Genomic DNA, 15,503 nt, shown 5'->3' with positions numbered 1-15,503 from the left:
TCAGCTGCGGCGACGGTACGCGCCGGGCGGCGTCCCGTGCGTGCGCTTGAACGCGTTGGCGAACGCGAACTCGGAGGCATAGCCCACCTGCCCGGCGATGGTCCGCAGCGGTGCGTCCGAGGTCCGCAGCAGGCGCGCTGCCGTGGTCATCCGCCACCAGGTCAGGTAGCCGAGCGGCGGTCGGCCGATCAGCATCGCGAACCGCCTGGCGAACGGTGCCCGCGACAGCCCCGCCTCCGCGGCGAGTCCCGCCACGGTCCACGGCGCCGCCGGGTCGCGGTGGATGGCGTGCAGGGCGGCGGTGACCGGTGGATCGTTGAGCGCCGCGGCCCACCCGGTGGCGTCGCCCCGGGCGGGCTGTTCGTCGAGCCAGCTCCGCAGGATGTACAGCAGCAGTGTGTCCAGGAGCGCCGGGACGACCCCGTCCGTACCCAGACGCGGGTACTCCACTTCGGCGGCCAGCAGATCCACGGCAGCGCGCAACCGGGGATCGCGAGGGGCGTCGGCCGGCAGGTGGATCAGGTCCGGCAGGGTCAGCAGCAGCGGGTGCGTCCGGGACGGGTCCAGCTGGTACGCCCCGCAGAGCACCACGGTGACCGGACCGCCGGCCGCGCTCCGGTCCACGCTGTCCGACGCATGGGACCCGGGCCCCTCGGACACCCCGCAGGCGGGGGCCGTCACCGGGGTCTCCGGGCTGTCGGCCAGTGTGTGCCCAGTGCCGTGGGGCAGGAACACCACGTCGCCCACGCCCAGTTGGACGGGCTCCGCGTCCGGCGGCAGCAGCCAGCAGGAGCCCTGGAGAACCACCTGGAAGCCCGCCGACCCCGGCACGGAGGCGAACTCCTGCCCCCACGGGGCATGCCACCGCACGTGCGCCGACCGGGGCCGGCCGGTCCGCGTCACCGCCAGCACATCGCTGAGTACGTCCACCCGCCGAGCGTACGCATGGGGGACGTGGGAGACGTACGCGTATGAACTGGGCACTCTGGCACATGGATCGTCTCCGTGCGCGCTCGTAGATTCGCGGCATGACGATGATGAAGAGCGCACGCATCCACGCATACGGCGATGCATCCGTGATCCGCTACGAGAACGTTCCGCGCCCGCGACCCGCCCACGGCGAGGTGCTCGTCCGTGTCGCCGCAACCTCGTTCAATCCCAGCGAGGCCGCGCTGCGCGCCGGACTGCTGCGGACGTTCCTCCCCGTGGACCTGCCCCACACGCTCGGCTGGGACGTCGCCGGCACGGTCACCGAAGTCGGCCCGGGGGTGGAGCGGTTCACCGTCGGCGACCGCGTCATCGGGCGACTCGACGGCGGAGGCGCGGCAGCCGAGTACGTACGGGCACCGGTCGCCGTGCTGGTCGGGGCACCGGAGTCGATCCCTCTCGCGAACGCCGCGGCCCTGCCCGTAGCCGGTCTGACGGCGTGGCAGGCGGTGTTCGAGCACGGCAGGGTGGCCGCCGGTCAGCGGGTCCTGATCAACGGCGCGGGCGGAGGCGTCGGCGGCTTCGTCACGCAACTCGCCAAGTACGCCGGCGCCCAGGTGATCGCCACGGCCGGCGCCCGAAGCGCCGAGGCGGTCCGGCGGCAGGGAGCGGACCACGTGGTCGACTACACCGCCGTGCCGTTGGGGGCCGCACTCGGCGACGGGCAGGTGGACACGCTGCTCAATCTGGTCCCGCTGAGCCCGCCGGACGCAGCAGCGCTGGCGCGCCTGGTGCGGCCGGGCGGGCGGATCGTCTCGATCGCAACGCCGATCGAGCCACGGCCCGACGCCGGTGTGACTGCGCTGCACATGGTCACCCGCAACGACGTGGCGCAGCTGACGGCGCTCGTGGAACTCGTCGATGCGGGCACGGTCACCGTCGACATCAGCCAGTCGCACCCGCTGACCGCCCTCCCGGACGTCCACCGCCTCAGCGAGGCCGGCCGAACCCGAGGCAAGATCATCATCCTGCCCCACCAGCACTGACCACCCGCCGCCCGTCATGCGCCCGCACCCTCGGCGCCAGCTCCTCCCCCAACGCATCGAGCACCCGCACCGCGTAGACCTCCTCCATCCGCGCAGTCACCTCCTCCGGCGTGAGCCACGCGACAGCCGTGGCCTCGTCGGTGGGGCGCGGCTGCCCGCCCTCGACACGACACCGGAAGACCAGCGCCACGACGCCGCGCGCCAGGTTCTTGTACACCCCGGTCAACCGCTCCACCCCCACCCGCACCCCGGTCTCCTCGAACACCTCTCGCACCACCCCGTCCTCCACCCCCTCCCCCAACTCCAACACCCCACCCGGCGCCTCCCACCGCCCGTTGTCCGCCCGCCGAACCACCAACACCCGCCCATCCCCCCGCACCACGACACCGGCCACGGAGACGGAGTGCAGGGGCGAAGAGGGGCCCACCTGACCGCTGTTGCTCATATACAGGAGGATAGGAGAGAGTGCAGGACTGTGACGAATGGTGAGGTGGCCTCCACGGCCAGGGCGAAGTACCTCCAGATCGCAGAGGACCTCGCGGCCCAGATCCGCTCCGGCACGCTTGCACCCGGCGCGGTAGTACCCAGCGAAGCCGAGCTGATGGAGCGCTACGGCGTCGCTTCGGGCACTGTGCGCAAGGCGGTCGCAGAACTTCGGACGACCCAACTCATCGAGACCCATCAGGGCCGGGGCTCGTTCGTCCGTTCTCGACCGCCCGTGCAGCGAAAGTCTTCCGATCGATTCCGGCGGGCTCATCGCCTGGCGGGGAAGGCCGCCTACCTGGCCGAGGCCGAGCAGTCGGGCGGGACTCCCTCGGTGAACGTCCTCTTCGTCGGCCCGCTGGACGCGCCGTCCGGAATCGCGGAGCGACTCGGCGTCCCCCAGGGCACAAAGGTGCTTGCCCGCAAGCGACGCTACTTCCGGGACGGGATTCCGACCGAGGAGGCCACGTCTTTCCTGCCGTGGGACGTGGCGAAGGACATCCCGGAACTCTTCGCCGAGAATCCCGGTGGCGGAGGGATCTACGCGAGGCTGGAGGAACATGGCCATCTCCTGGTCGAGTTCGGCGAAACCGTCCAGGCCCGCCTCGCCAGCAAGGCGGAGTGTGTCGCCCTCACCCTGAGTCCCGGCTCGCCCGTGATCCACCTCGTCCGAGAGGCCGTTGCGGCGAACGGAAGAGTCGTTGAGGTGTGCGACACGGTGATGGCAGCCGACCAGTTCGTTTTGGACTACCGCTTCGTCGCCGAGTCCTGATTATTCGTCAACTCTCTTATATGCATAGATAGATCATCTCTGGACCGGCTTGACTCATGCACACGAGGCAGGGCACTCTGAATCAGCTCCTGTACATGAGTGGATGAGTAGACCTCATCTAGCTGAGCTCAACCGGAGGTGGCTCCACCATGCCGAATACGCTCGACACCCTGCCTATGTCGGAAGGTGAGAGTCACCACTGGCTGCGGCCCACCAGCAAGTCACCCCACCTGGCTCGTCAGCTGCTGAGGGAGTTGCTCGCGAGGGTGGAGGGCGGAGAGCGCTTCGCGGACATCGGGCAGCTGGTGCTCAGTGAGCTGGTGACCAACGCGGTACTGCACGCACGGGTACCAGGACGGCTGATCTGGACGTCGTTCGCGGTGAACGCCGATCGGCTGCGACTCGAGGTCCACGATGCGAGCAGCGACCGGAGGCCGGTGCTCGCAACGGCGACCGAGGAGGACGAGTCGGGCCGGGGGCTGTTTCTGGTCAAGGCCCTCTCCCGGCGGTGGGGGTGCTGCCCACGCGGGGGAGGTGTCGGCAAGGCTCTCTGGGTCGAGATCGGGCCCCAGTAAGCGACGGCCACCGGTGACCACCGGCGCCCCGGAAGTCGGCCCCTCCGACTTTCCATACCAGCGAACCCCCAGCTCGCAGCCCCGCCGCCCCCGCTCCGGCTCGCCTTGACACCCCCTGGGGGCGGGCGTAGAGAGGGAGGATGCGCCAGGGTGTGCCGGCGGCAGGTGGTACCAGGGCGACGCGTGGCGCGCGTCGTGGGTGGGGTGATCCCGACGGCGCGGCGGCGCGGGATGCGCTGCTGGCGGGGGCGGTGCGCAAGGCGGTGCAGAGCAGTGAGGCGTACGGGTGCGTGATGTACCTGCGCTCGCGGGATCGGCGATCGCTGCTGCTCAGCACGGTGGCGGGGGTGCCGGTGTCGCTGCTGAGCGGGTTCCGCAGCCTGCCGGTGAACGGACGGCTGCCCGTACCCGCCGCGTACCGGACCGGGCGCACCGTGTACCTGTCCGGTGCCGAGGAGACGCTGCGGCGCTTCCCGCAGCTGCTGATGGGCCTGCCGTACGCCTTCGCGACGGTCTGCGTGCCGGTGACGGCGGGGGCGGAGCGGTTCGGGGTGCTGTGCGCGTTCTGGCCGGGGTCCGCGCAGGGGGTCGCGCCGAGCGCGCGGCGGCATCTGCGGGCCATCGCCAACCGGCTGGGTGCCTCGCTGGCGACGCTGACGGGCAGGGCCGGGAGGGTGGACCCCGTCGAGTCGGACGGCGGGACGGCGGTGGTCGAGCTGCCAGCGGCGGCCGGTCCGGCGATCACCGTCGGGCTCTTCGACTGGGACCTCGCCACCGGCGCGTTCAGCGCCGACGAGACGGCCCGCGAGGTGCTGGGCCTGCCCGCCGGCACGCCCGGCACCGTCGACGCCGTGGCCGAGCGGCTGCACCCCGCGGACCGGCCCGAGTTCCTCGCCGCCGCCGAGGAAGTCCGTACGCACGGCCGGCTGCTCGGCCTGCACCTGCGCGTCGAGGACGAGGACGGCGACGGCCGGCAGCGGCCGGTCGAGCTGTGGGGGCAGGTGCCCGGAACCGACGCAGGCCACCTGCTCGGCGTCGTGCTGGACAGCCGGACCGGCGCGGCAGCCGCCGGGGCCGTCGAGCGGCTGCCGCACGCGGTCTTCTCGCTCGACCCGGACGGCTGGATCAGCTACGTCAACCACCGCACCGAACTGCTGCTGGAGACCTCCCGCGAGGATCTGCTGGGCCGCCACCCGTGGGACGCACTGCCCTGGCTCTCCGACCCCAGCTACGAGGACCGCTACCGGGCCGCGATGCTCTCCCAGCAGCCGACCTCGTTCCTGGCCTGCTGCCCGCCCGAACGGTGGTTGGCGTTCTCGCTCTACCCGGACGCGCACGGGGTGACCGGCACGGTGGCGCCCGCCGCCGCCCCGAACCGTCCGCCTCCGAGCCCCGACACCAGGTCAACGCCCGCGCCCGCCAGCGTCGGCGCGATGTACCACCTGCTCCAGCTGGCCGGCCTGCTGACCCAGGCGGTGACCGTGAGCGAGGTCTGCGAGACCGTCGCCGACCAGATCCTGCCCGGCTTCGGCGGCCAGCAGCTGGCCATCTACGTGATCCGCGACAACCGGCTGCACCTCGCGCTGGAGACCGGCTACCCGGACGGCTTCCTGGACGAGTTCGAGGGCACCCCGATGCGCGCCCGACTGCCCGGGGTGGAGACGCTGAACACGGGCTCGCCGATCTTCTTCGAGTCCGCCCACGACCTCTCCAGCGCCTACCCGGGCATCCCGCTGGACGAGATGTCCTCCTGGGCCTTCCTGCCGCTGATCGCCTCCGGGCACCCGGTCGGCAGCTGCATTCTGGGCTTCGAGGAGCCGCGGCCGTTCACCACCGAGGAGCGCGGCGTGCTGACCGCGCTCAGCGGACTGATCGCCCAGGCGCTGGAGCGCGCCCGGCTGTACGACACCGAGTTCGCGCTGGCCCGCGGCCTGCAACACGCGCTGCTGCCGCACCGGCTGCCGAAGATACCGGGCCTGGCGACCGCCGCCCGCTACCTGCCCGGGACGATCGGCATGGAGATCGGCGGTGACTGGTACGACGTGATCGTCACCGCGCAGGGGATCTGCCTGGTGATCGGCGACGTCGAGGGGCACAGTGTGGCGGCGGCCGCACTGATGGGCCAACTGCGCAGCGCAGTACGGGCGTTCGTCACCAGCGTCGGACGCCCGGAGGAGGTGCTGGCGCGCACCAACCAGCTGCTCACAGATCTCGATCCCGGACTGCTGGCCAGCTGCCTCCTGCTACGGATCGACCCGGCCGACGGGCGGGCGCTGGCCGTCCGGGCCGGCCACCTGCCGCCGCTGCTGCGGCACGCCGACGGGCGCACCGAGGTGCTGGACCTGCCCGGCGGCCCGCTGCTCGGCATCGATCGGACGGCCGAGTACCCGGTCAGTTCGCTGCACCTGCCGCCGGGCGCGGTGCTCGCGCTGTACACGGACGGGCTGGTGGAGGAGCCGGGGCTGGAGATCGACCTCGGGGTGGACCGGCTGCGGGCGGCCCTGGCGCACGCCGAGGCCGGGTCGCTGGAGGCGCTCGCCGACCGCCTGACCGGCGACGCCCGCCGCTCCAAGCACCGGGCGGACGACGTCGCCCTGCTGCTCACCGCCCGGACCGCGGCGGGCGGCCCTGACTCCTGACCGACCCTGGCGGACCGTACCGTTGCCCCATGGACAGCGACCGCGACTTCACCCCCGAGCAGCTCGCCCGCGGCCGGGCCCTGCGCCGCGCGCAGGTGCCGTGGGTGCTCGGCGGCCGAGCCGCCGGCCTCGCGCTGAGCCTGCTGCTCGGCCTGACCCCCGCCGGTGCGCACCTGGTGGGCGGGGCGGGCCGGCTGTTCGGCGGTTCCTGGGCGGCCGAGGTGCTGGCGGGGGCGACGGCGCTGGTGCTGCTCGGGCAGCTGCTCGGGCTGCCGTTCGCGGCCCGGGTGCGGTCGGTGCGGTCCGGCTACGGCCTGGTGACCCAGGGCTGGGGCGGCTGGGCGGTGGACCTGCTGCGCGGCCTGGCACTCACGCTGGCGCTGGCGCTGCCCGCCGCACTCGGCCTCTACGCGCTGACCGGCTGGTCGGCCGACCGCTGGTGGCTCCCGGCGGCGGGCGCGGCGGCGCTGCTGACGGTGGCCCTCTCGTTCCTCTTCCCGCTGGTCGTCGAGCCGCTCTTCAACCGCTTCAGCCCGATGCCGGACGGCGAGCTGCGCTCGGCGCTGGTCGCGCTGGCCGAGCGGGACGGGGTGCCGATCCGGGACGTCCTGGTGGCCGACGCCTCGCGGCGCACCACCGCGCTGAACGCGTACGTGTCCGGCCTGGGCGCGACCCGCCGGGTGGTCGCGTACGACACGCTGATCAGTACGGCCGAGCCGCGCGAGGTGGAGTTGGTGGTCGCCCACGAGCTGGGCCACGTCAAGCACCGCGACGTGGCTGTCGGCACCGTCCTGGGCGCGCTCGGCGCGGCCGTCGCGGTCGGCCTGCTCGGGCTGCTGATGTCGCTGCGTCCGCTGCTCGACGCGGCCGGGGTCCCGGACGCCGCCGACCCGCGCTCGCTGCCGCTGCTGGCCGCCTGCGCCGCCGGGCTGGGTGCGCTGGCCGGGCCGGTGCAGAGTGCGGCGAGCCGCCGGATCGAGGCCCGGGCCGACCGCCACGCGCTCGAACTCACCGGTGATCCCGAGCAGTTCATCGCCATGCAGCGCCGGCTCGCGCTCACCAACATCGCCGACGTGGACCCGCCGCGGGTGCTGGAGCTGCTCTTCGCCAGCCACCCCAGCACCGCCCGCCGGATCGCCGCCGCCCGCACCTGGGCGGCAGCCCGTCCGTAACTCTCAGGCGGCGGAGCCGCGGTTCGCCAGGCCGGTGACCGCGGTGCGGGCGATGTGCGAGAGCTTGGCCAGCTCGAAGGCGCTGTACGAACCGCCCGCGAGCAGCGAGAACTTCACACCCTCGCGCCCCCCGGGCCGCTTGAAACCCTGCGGGAGACGGCGCTGGTAGTGCTCGGCGGCGCGGTGGAAGAACTGCGGGCGCTCCGCGCGCGCCACGCAACCGGCCAGGTCGAAGACGAACAGGTAGTGCCGGATCATCCGGGCGAACAGGAACGCCCGCGCCGCCTCCACGTCGTCGCGCCCGTCGAGCAGTTCGAAGCTGCGCTCGTACTGGTCGAAGAGGTCGAACTGGCTGCTCCCCGGCGAGCCGGCCGGGTGCACCGTCTCGCGGCGGCGCAGCTGGACGAGCTCGCGGTCCAGCACCGCCAGCCGACCGGCCGTCAGCATCGCGTGGTGCACCAGCGGCACCTCCTCGTAGCGCCCCTCGGGGAAGGCGAGGGCCTGCTCGGTCCAGAGCCGGCGGCTGATCAGCCGGTCCCAGGCCAGCGCGGGGGCGCCCAGCAGTTCGGGACGGTCGGGCAGCACGAAGGCGCCTGGTCCGGCCTGGGTCAGCAGCTCAGCGGCGCCGCCCGGCCAGATCCGCCCGGCCTGCACCCGGGTGTGGCCGAAGAGCAGCACGTCCGGCACCCCGTCGCCGTCCGCCTCCAGTCGGCGCAGCCGGTCGGCCAGGGCCAGGAAGGCGCCGGGCTCCACCAGGTGGTCGCTGTCGAGGAAGAGCAGGTGGCGGCCGGTGGCCCGGGCTGCCCCGGCGTTGCGGCAGCGCCCGACGCCGACCACGGCGTTCAGCCGCAGCAGGGTCACCCGCGGGTCGGCCGCGACCGGCGGCAGCTCGTCCGGGCACTGCGGCGAGGGGTCCGCGACCACCAGGACCTCGAAGCCGCCGAAGGACTGATCGAGGATCGATTCCAGGCAGCTGGACAGCTGACCCTGCTGGTCATGGGCGGGGAGGACGACGCTGATCAGGGGTTCCGGCATGAGGCCCGAAGGTAAGCGGCTGTCAGGGACCCGGCAAGGCGGGAAGAGTGACATAACCGGCAATCACCCCGAAGCACCCCTGGTGGGCACGGGATCCTCACTCCCCGGGCGACGGACGACCACACCCTGAAAACCAGCTGACGACACCCGCCGCCACCGGCGACCATGCTCTGAACAGCCCGGACGAGACCGGCTCGACGCCGCGCACCGGCGGACGGCAGAGTGGGCGGATGACGACGACCCGAGGGCTGGACGAGGACGGCTGGATCGCCCGGGACGGCTCGCTGAGCCGCGTGCCGCAGGAGTTCGCGGCCGTGGTCGACGCCGCCCGGACCGGGATCGCCGATACCTTCGCACCCGAGCGGCTGCACAGCGCCTACCTCTACGGCAGCATCCCGCGCGGCACCGCCGTCCCCGGGGTGTCGGACCTCGACCTGCTGCTCGCACTGCGCGCCGCGCCCACCGCCGCCGACCGGGCGGACGCCGACGCACTGGCCGCCGCGCTCGACGCCGGCTTCCCGCAGATCGACGGCGCCGGCATCCTGCTGTTCGGCGCCGACACGCTGCTGAGTGAACTCGAACGCCACGACCTGGGCTGGTTCGTCGCCTGCCTGTGCACCCCGCTGCTCGGCGACGACCTGGCCGACCGGCTGCCCCGCTACCGCCCGACCTCGCTGCTCGCCCGCGAGACCAACGGCGACCTGGCCCTGCTGCTCCCCGGCTGGCGCGAACGCGCCGCCGGGTGCGCCGGCCCGGGGGCCGAGGCCGAGGCCGCGCGCAGGCGGCTCAGCCGCTCGGTCGGCCGACGGATCGTCAGGACCGGCCTGACCCTGGTGATGCCGCGCTGGAACGGCTGGACCAGCGATCTCACCGAGTCCGCCGAGGTGTTCGCCCGCTACTACCCCGAGCACGCCGACCGGATGCGAACCGCCGCCCTGGTGGCCCGCACGCCAACCGCGGACCGGGCCGTCCTGGACCTCATGGTCGAGGAGCTCGGGCCGTGGCTGGCGGCGGAGTATGAGCGGATGCACGGCCCGAAGGCGCCACGGCCGCCGTCGTCGTGACGGGTGGGCGGGCGGGCGGATCAGCCGAGGCGCTCGGTCGGTCCGCCGAAGGGCAGGAACGTCGTGCGGGTCGCCAGCAGCCAACTGCCCTCCACCCGGCGGAAGGTGTCCTCGTAGTGCCCCACGTTCACGGGGAGCCGGGGCGCCAGCATGCCGCCGGTGTAGCCGTCGACCCGGTAGGTCGCGAAGTAGCTGGTGGCGTGGGCGTCGTCCGGACCGTCCACGGTGACCAGGACGTTGCTGCACATCCGGCGGGAGAGCCGGTCGGCGGGCCGCGAGCCGAAGTAGCCGCGCAGCGCGTCGCGCCCCTGCACGCGCCGGTCGTCGTGCGGCCACTCCCAGACGCCGTCGGAGGTGAACAGGTCGGCCACCGTGCTGGGATCACCCAGGTCCAGGCGGCGCAGGAAGTCGACAATCAGGCGCTCGCAGGCGCGCTCGGCAAGGAGTTGCTCAAGATCAGTGATCATCCCCCCTTCCTACCAGAGCGGTTCAGAGCACCAGCGGGCGGTCGGTAGCCGCGATCGGGGCCGACAGGGCGGTCGAGCCGGTCAGGTAGCGGTCCACGGCCGCGGCCGCCGCTCGGCCCTCGGCGATCGCCCAGACGATCAGCGACTGGCCGCGCCCGGCGTCGCCGGCCACGAAGACTCCGGTCGTGCCGGTGGCGAAGTCCCGTCCACGGGCGAGGTTTCCGGCGGCGTCCAGCTCCAGGCCGAGCTGGCGCATCAGCGTGCTGCCGCGCTCGGTGCCGGTGAACCCGAGGGCGAGCAGCACCAGTTCGGCCCTGATCTCGCGATCGGTCCCCGCCCTGGGACGCCGTTGGGCGGGTTCGACCTCGGCGCAGTGCAGGGCGCGGACCCGGCCGCGCCCGTCGTCCTCGAAGCGCAGCGTGGCGGCGGAGAAGAGCCGCCGGTCGTCGGGGGCCGCGCTCGCCGCGTCGTGGTCGGGGACCGGGCGGGCCCGGGCCTCCTCGTGCGAGGCGGTGAGCCGGTAGACCTTGGGGTGGACCGGCCACGGCTGGTCGTCCGCCCGCGAGTCGTCCGGGCGCGGGTTGATGTCCAGCTGCGTGACGCAGGCCGCGTTCTGCCGCAGCGCCGTCCCCAGGCAGTCGGCGGCCGTGTCGCCACCGCCGACGATCACCACGTGCCGCCCCTCGGCGCAGATCGGCGAGCGGGCGAAGTCGCCCTCCTGCACGCGGTTCGCCAGCGGCAGGTACTCCATCGCCTGGTGGATGCCGTCCAGCTCCCGGCCCGGCACCGGCAGGTCGCGCCGGGCGGTGGCGCCGACCGCGAGAACGATCGCGTCGAAGCGGGCGAGCAGTTCCTCGCCCGACAGGTCGCGGCCGGCCTCGACGCCGGTGTGGAAGCGGGTGCCCTCGGCGCGCAGTTGGTCGATCCGCCGGTCGAGGAGGCGCTTCTCCAGGCGGAAGGAGGGGATCCCGTAGCGCAGCAGGCCGCCGAGCCGGTCGGCGCGCTCGTAGACGGTGGTGGCGTGGCCCTCGCGGGTGAGCTGCTGCGCGGCGGCCAGCCCGGCCGGGCCGGAGCCGATCACCGCGACCGTCCGGCCGGAGAGGCGGGCGGGCGGCCTGGGCGTCTCCAGACCGAGCTGCCAGGCCTGGTCGGCGATGGCGGCCTCGACGTTCTTGATCGTCACCGGGTCGGCGTTGATGGCCAGCACGCAGGCGCTCTCGCAGGGCGCCGGGCAGAGCCGGCCGGTGAACTCGGGGAAGTTGTTGGTCGCGTGCAGGTGGGCACTGGCGTTCGCCCACTCCTCACGGCTGACCAGGAAGTTCCAGTCCGGGATGAGGTTCCCCAGCGGGCAGGCGCTGTGGCAGAACGGGATGCCGCAGTCCATGCAGCGCCCGGCCTGGCCGCCGATGATCGGCAGCAGTCGCCGCTCGGCGTTGACCTCGTTCCAGTCCCGGACCCGCTCCTGCGGGGCGCGGCGCTCGCGGGGCCGACGCGGAGTGCTGAGGAAGTTCGGATCGGCCATCGGCCGCCTCCGTCATCCGGACGGTAGTTCCACCCACCCTACGTCCGTCCCCGCGACAGCGCCGCCGGGCTCTCCTAGCGCTTTAGCGCTTGACGCCGACGCCCGCGTAGCCCGACACGTGCTGCCAGTCCGCGGGCAGCTCCACATCGTCGGTGCGCCAGAGCGGCAGCTGCACCAGGCCGGGCTCCACCAGGTCGAAACCGTCGAAGAAGCTCGCGATCTGCGCGCGGTCGCGCAGCACCAGCGGGGCGCTCGACTTGCTGTAGATGCCGGCGGTGGCCTCCGCCGTCTCCGGGGTGATGAAGTCCTGGCTGCCGTGCGAGAGGATCAGCATGCTGCCGGGCGCCAGCGCGTCGCGCAGCTGGGCGACCACCTGCGCGGCGTTCTCCTCCTCGCGCACGAAGTGCAGCACCGCGACCAGCATCAGGGCCACCGGCTGCGCCAGGTCGATCGCCGCCCGGACGCCGGGGTGGTCCAGGATCGCGGCCGGCTCGCGCAGGTCGGCCTGAATCACCGTGGTGTACCCGGCCGGGTGGTTGGCCAGCAGCGCGCGGGCGTGGGTGAGCACGATCGGGTCGTTGTCGACGTACACGACGCGGGCGTCCGGGGCGACCCGGTGCGCCACCTCGCTGGTGCTGCCCACCGCCGGGATGCCGGTGCCGATGTCCAGGAACTGCCGGACCCCGCGCTCGGCGGCGAAAGTGACCGCGCGACCGAGGAACTGACGGTTGAGCCGGGCGCCGAGGCGGGCGTACGGGACCGTCGCGATGATTCTCTCGGCGGCCTCCCGGTCGGCCGGGAAGTTGTCCTTGCCGCCCAGGTAGTAGTCGTACATGCGGGCCGGGTGGGCGATCGCGGTGTCGAGCTCGCTCGGGGGCTCCCAGTCGTCGGTGTTGGCCCACCGCCAGTCGGCCTGGAGTTCGTCGGCCTGGACAGCATCGCCCTGCACTGCATCGCCCTGCACTGCGTCGTCCTGCACTGCCCCGCCCCCAGCTATGTGATGTCAGATCAGATGACTTCACGCCACTTCGCGTCACGTCACCGGCGATGGTAGCGGACCACTCCTGGCGAAGACCGGCCAACGCCGGACTCTGCCCCTCCGGTCGCCAGTGATCAGGAACACCCTGTCTGCGGACCTCCCCGGTGCGGAAGACTGGCCGGCGTGGACGAACCGATCTCCCCCTCAACGCCCTTCCTCCGCCCGGACTCCGGCTCCGCGACACCGGGCGAGGACCCCCGCCCGGCGGCGCTGCAGTTCGCGGCACTCGTCCTGGACCCGGGGTCCTTCGTCAGCTGGGACACCCCGCCGCAGCACCCCGCGAGCGGCCCGTACGCCGACGCGCTGGCGCGGGCGCGGGCCCGCAGCGGCGCGGACGAGGCCGCCCTCACGGGGGAGGGCCGGATCGCCGGGCGGCGGGTGGCGGTGCTGCTCAGCGAGTTCACCTTCCTGGCCGGTTCGATCGGCAACGCCACCGCCGCCCGGCTGCACGCCGCCGTCGAACGCGCCACCGCCGAGCGCCTGCCGCTGCTCGCCTTCCCGGCCTCCGGCGGCACCCGGATGCAGGAGGGCACCCCCGCGTTCGTCCGGATGGTCGCGATCGCCAACGCCGTCACCGCGCACAAGGCCGCCGGACTGCCGTACCTGGTCCACCTGCGGCATCCCACCACCGGGGGCGTGCTGGCGTCCTGGGGCTCGCTCGGCCATCTGACCACCGCCGAGCCCGACGCGCTGGTGGGCTTCCTCGGCCCGCGCGTGTACGAGGCGCTGTACGGCCGGCCGTTCCCCGAGGGCGTCCAGCGCGCGGAGCACCTGCGGCTGCACGGGACGGTGGACGCCGTGCTGCCGCCGGACCGGCTGCGCCGCAGGCTGGCGGACGTGCTGGACATCCTGGACGCAAGGGATGTCCCCGCCGCTCCGCAGACCACTCCGCAGACCGCTCCGGCGACCGCTCCGGCGACCGCTCCGGCGACCGCGCCCGAGCCAGCGGGCAGCGCCGAGGTCTGGCCGTCCGTGCTGCTGACCCGCGAGCCGAAGCGGCCCGGCCTGGTCGAGCTGCTGGCCGAGGCCGACACCGTCGTCCCGCTGGCCGGCACCGGCGAGGGCCAGCGCGACGACGCGCTGCGCCTCGCGCTCGCCCGGTTCGGCGACACCTCCTGCGTGGTGGTCGGCCACGACCGCGCGGCGGCCGCCCTGCACGGCCCGATCGGTCCGGCCGGCCTGCGCACCGCCCGCCGGGGCATGCGGCTCGCCGCCGAGCTGCGGCTCCCGCTGCTGACGGTCGTCGACACGCACGGCGCCGAGCTCAGCCAGCGCGCCGAGGAGGGCGCGCTGGCCGGCGAGATCGCCCGCTGCATCGCCGAGTTGAGCACACTGGCCGCGCCGGTCGTCAGCCTGCTGCTCGGCGAGGGCGCCGGCGGCGCGGCGCTCGCGCTGCTCCCGGCCGACCGTACGATCGCCGCCCAGCACGCCTGGCTCTCGCCGCTGCCGCCGGAGGGCGCCTCGGTGATCCTGCACCGCACCCCCGAGCGGGCCCCCGAACTCGCCGACCAGCAGCGGATCGGAGCCGCCGAGCTGCTGCGCGAGGGCGTGGTGGACCGCCTCCTGCCCGAGCCGGTGCCGGGCTCGGAGGATCCGGACGGCTTCGTACGGCGCGCCGTCGCGGCGCTTCGCGAGGAGCTGGCCACCGCCGCGGGCGGCGACTACCCGGCGGCCCGGCTGGAGCGCTTCCGCCGGCTGGCCGCGGGGACGAAGGAGACCGGGAACACATATTCGACTGTCACCAACACCACCTCCTGAAGCGTTTGGTACTTTGAGGCGCTTTCCGCTCAATACGAACTATCAGACATCCACGAGCTTCAGGAGCTTGACCGTGACTCATGCGATTCGTCGGCGTATCGCCACCACCGGTGTCGTCGCCGGCCTGCTTGTCGGCGGCGTCGCCGGCCTCGCCGCGCCCGCCGTCGCGGCCGCCCCCGTCGCCGTCCGGGCATCGGTCGCACAGGTCGACCCGTTCGGCGACGCGCTGCGCGCCATCGAGGTCAACTACGCCCAGGCGCACTGGAACTGGACGGCCTGGAACGACAGCACGCCCGTCGCGTTCGGCGCCGACCAGGACAACTACCAGTGCGCCGAGTTCGTGGCCAGAGCGCTGGCCGCCGCCGGCCTGGTCCCGGGCCTCGGCCCGGACGACCCGCAGAGCGACTACTTCACCTACACCGCGCCCAACGGCAAGACCTACGACCTGCTGCTGATCAGCGACCTGCCGCAGTACCACAACCTGTACGACTACCTGATGGACAGCGGCCTCGGCACCGACGTCGGCGACCACCCCGAGCAGGCCCGCCCCGGCGACGTCGTGGTCACCTACGCCGGCCCCGGCGTCACCAAGAGCCACACCGGCCTGGTCGACACCGCCGCGACCGACACCGCGGAGCCGACCGTCGACGCGCACAACCGCGCCCGGCTGCAGTACGGCTACCACTTCTACGCGCCCTCGCACCTGGTCCGGATCAACCCGCTGGCCGCCATGCTGAAGGGCTTCGGCGGGTTCGGCACCACCACCGCGCCGAGCACCGCGCCGACGCCGAACCTGCGCAAGAGCACCCCGAGCACGATCCCGAACCTCGGTCTGCACGACCCGGCGGGCCCGCAGGTCTGATCCCGGTCGCATCACACGGTGGCGGGGGGGGGCGGGGCGCGGGGCCGCCCCCCCCCCCCCCCCCCCCCCCCCCGGTTAGGGGCGGGGCCCAACTGATTTAACGAAGGTATGATGGCGGGAAGGGCTAGACGGTGGTGTAAGG

The 15,503-nt window shown here is 73.4% G+C and carries 14 protein-coding genes; 8 read left to right on the top strand and 6 right to left on the bottom strand.

Annotated features, from left to right (window positions below; translation table 11 throughout):
* Nucleotides 1–930 (bottom strand): AraC family transcriptional regulator, encoded by a 930-nt coding sequence (locus P3T37_RS35290; protein ID WP_280728052.1) that lies wholly within the window; start codon nt 928–930, stop codon nt 1–3.
* Nucleotides 931–1,028: 98 nt separating this feature from the next.
* Here P3T37_RS35290 and P3T37_RS35285 point away from each other — a divergent pair, with 98 nt between their 5' ends.
* Nucleotides 1,029–1,973: an NADP-dependent oxidoreductase gene (locus P3T37_RS35285; protein WP_280728051.1), complete on the top strand. Its 945-nt coding sequence runs from the start codon at nt 1,029–1,031 to the stop codon at nt 1,971–1,973.
* Here the strand turns inward: P3T37_RS35285 and P3T37_RS35280 are convergent.
* Nucleotides 1,951–2,418, bottom strand: coding sequence for an NUDIX domain-containing protein (locus P3T37_RS35280; RefSeq protein ID WP_280728050.1), 468 nt, complete (start codon nt 2,416–2,418; stop codon nt 1,951–1,953). The genes P3T37_RS35285 and P3T37_RS35280 overlap by 23 nt on opposite strands.
* A 45-nt stretch (nt 2,419–2,463) precedes the next feature.
* Here P3T37_RS35280 and P3T37_RS35275 point away from each other — a divergent pair, with 45 nt between their 5' ends.
* From P3T37_RS35275 to P3T37_RS35260, 4 genes are all read left to right on the top strand, one after another.
* Nucleotides 2,464–3,228, top strand: coding sequence for a GntR family transcriptional regulator (locus tag P3T37_RS35275; RefSeq protein ID WP_280728049.1), 765 nt, complete (start codon nt 2,464–2,466; stop codon nt 3,226–3,228).
* Nucleotides 3,229–3,377: 149 nt separating this feature from the next.
* Entirely contained in the window at nt 3,378–3,803 is a 426-nt protein-coding gene (locus tag P3T37_RS35270; protein ID WP_280728048.1) for an ATP-binding protein, read from the top strand.
* Nucleotides 3,804–3,955: 152 nt separating this feature from the next.
* Entirely contained in the window at nt 3,956–6,442 is a 2,487-nt protein-coding gene (locus tag P3T37_RS35265) for a SpoIIE family protein phosphatase (protein ID WP_280728047.1), read from the top strand.
* A 29-nt stretch (nt 6,443–6,471) separates the two neighbouring features.
* Entirely contained in the window at nt 6,472–7,614 is a 1,143-nt protein-coding gene (locus P3T37_RS35260; RefSeq protein WP_280728046.1) for a M48 family metalloprotease, read from the top strand.
* Nucleotides 7,615–7,617: 3 nt separating this feature from the next.
* On the opposite strand, the gene P3T37_RS35255 is transcribed toward P3T37_RS35260, so the two are convergent.
* Nucleotides 7,618–8,649: a glycosyltransferase gene (locus tag P3T37_RS35255; RefSeq protein WP_280728045.1), complete on the bottom strand. Its 1,032-nt coding sequence runs from the start codon at nt 8,647–8,649 to the stop codon at nt 7,618–7,620.
* Between the two features lie 230 nt (nt 8,650–8,879).
* Here P3T37_RS35255 and P3T37_RS35250 point away from each other — a divergent pair, with 230 nt between their 5' ends.
* Nucleotides 8,880–9,713 (top strand): nucleotidyltransferase, encoded by an 834-nt coding sequence (locus P3T37_RS35250; RefSeq protein WP_280728044.1) that lies wholly within the window; start codon nt 8,880–8,882, stop codon nt 9,711–9,713.
* A 20-nt stretch (nt 9,714–9,733) separates the two neighbouring features.
* Here the strand turns inward: P3T37_RS35250 and P3T37_RS35245 are convergent, their stop codons facing one another.
* The 3 genes from P3T37_RS35245 to P3T37_RS35235 form a co-directional block, all read right to left on the bottom strand.
* Nucleotides 9,734–10,180 (bottom strand): nuclear transport factor 2 family protein, encoded by a 447-nt coding sequence (locus P3T37_RS35245; protein ID WP_280728043.1) that lies wholly within the window; start codon nt 10,178–10,180, stop codon nt 9,734–9,736.
* A 22-nt stretch (nt 10,181–10,202) separates the two neighbouring features.
* Complete coding sequence (locus P3T37_RS35240) at nt 10,203–11,702, bottom strand: glutamate synthase subunit beta (protein ID WP_280728042.1); 1,500 nt, start codon at nt 11,700–11,702, stop codon at nt 10,203–10,205.
* An 82-nt stretch (nt 11,703–11,784) separates the two neighbouring features.
* Nucleotides 11,785–12,666: an SAM-dependent methyltransferase gene (locus P3T37_RS35235; RefSeq protein WP_280728041.1), complete on the bottom strand. Its 882-nt coding sequence runs from the start codon at nt 12,664–12,666 to the stop codon at nt 11,785–11,787.
* A 198-nt stretch (nt 12,667–12,864) separates the two neighbouring features.
* On the opposite strand from P3T37_RS35235, the gene P3T37_RS35230 reads away from it, so the two are divergent.
* Both P3T37_RS35230 and P3T37_RS35225 read left to right on the top strand, forming a co-directional pair.
* Nucleotides 12,865–14,499, top strand: a complete 1,635-nt coding sequence (locus P3T37_RS35230) for a carboxyl transferase domain-containing protein (protein ID WP_280728040.1) — start codon at nt 12,865–12,867, stop codon at nt 14,497–14,499.
* A gap of 73 nt (nt 14,500–14,572) precedes the next feature.
* Complete coding sequence (locus P3T37_RS35225; protein ID WP_280728039.1) at nt 14,573–15,361, top strand: amidase domain-containing protein; 789 nt, start codon at nt 14,573–14,575, stop codon at nt 15,359–15,361.
* The last annotated feature ends 142 nt before the right edge of the window (nt 15,362–15,503 follow it).

Source organism: Kitasatospora sp. MAA4 (genome assembly GCF_029893355.1).
GTDB lineage: Bacteria > Actinomycetota > Actinomycetes > Streptomycetales > Streptomycetaceae > Kitasatospora.
Note: the sequence above shows the minus strand (reverse complement) of the source record. Positions and strands in the feature narration are given on the sequence as shown.

What these genes read in the sequence shown, in the direction of transcription:
- P3T37_RS35285 (WP_280728051.1), top strand. Translation starts at nt 1,029, where the DNA reads ATGACGATGATGAAGAGCGCACGCATCCACGCATACGGCGATGCATCC.
- P3T37_RS35280 (WP_280728050.1), bottom strand. Translation starts at nt 2,418, where the DNA reads ATGAGCAACAGCGGTCAGGTGGGCCCCTCTTCGCCCCTGCACTCCGTC.
- P3T37_RS35270 (WP_280728048.1), top strand. Translation starts at nt 3,378, where the DNA reads ATGCCGAATACGCTCGACACCCTGCCTATGTCGGAAGGTGAGAGTCAC.
- P3T37_RS35260 (WP_280728046.1), top strand. Translation starts at nt 6,472, where the DNA reads ATGGACAGCGACCGCGACTTCACCCCCGAGCAGCTCGCCCGCGGCCGG.
- P3T37_RS35255 (WP_280728045.1), bottom strand. Translation starts at nt 8,649, where the DNA reads ATGCCGGAACCCCTGATCAGCGTCGTCCTCCCCGCCCATGACCAGCAG.
- P3T37_RS35250 (WP_280728044.1), top strand. Translation starts at nt 8,880, where the DNA reads ATGACGACGACCCGAGGGCTGGACGAGGACGGCTGGATCGCCCGGGAC.
- P3T37_RS35245 (WP_280728043.1), bottom strand. Translation starts at nt 10,180, where the DNA reads ATGATCACTGATCTTGAGCAACTCCTTGCCGAGCGCGCCTGCGAGCGC.
- P3T37_RS35240 (WP_280728042.1), bottom strand. Translation starts at nt 11,702, where the DNA reads ATGGCCGATCCGAACTTCCTCAGCACTCCGCGTCGGCCCCGCGAGCGC.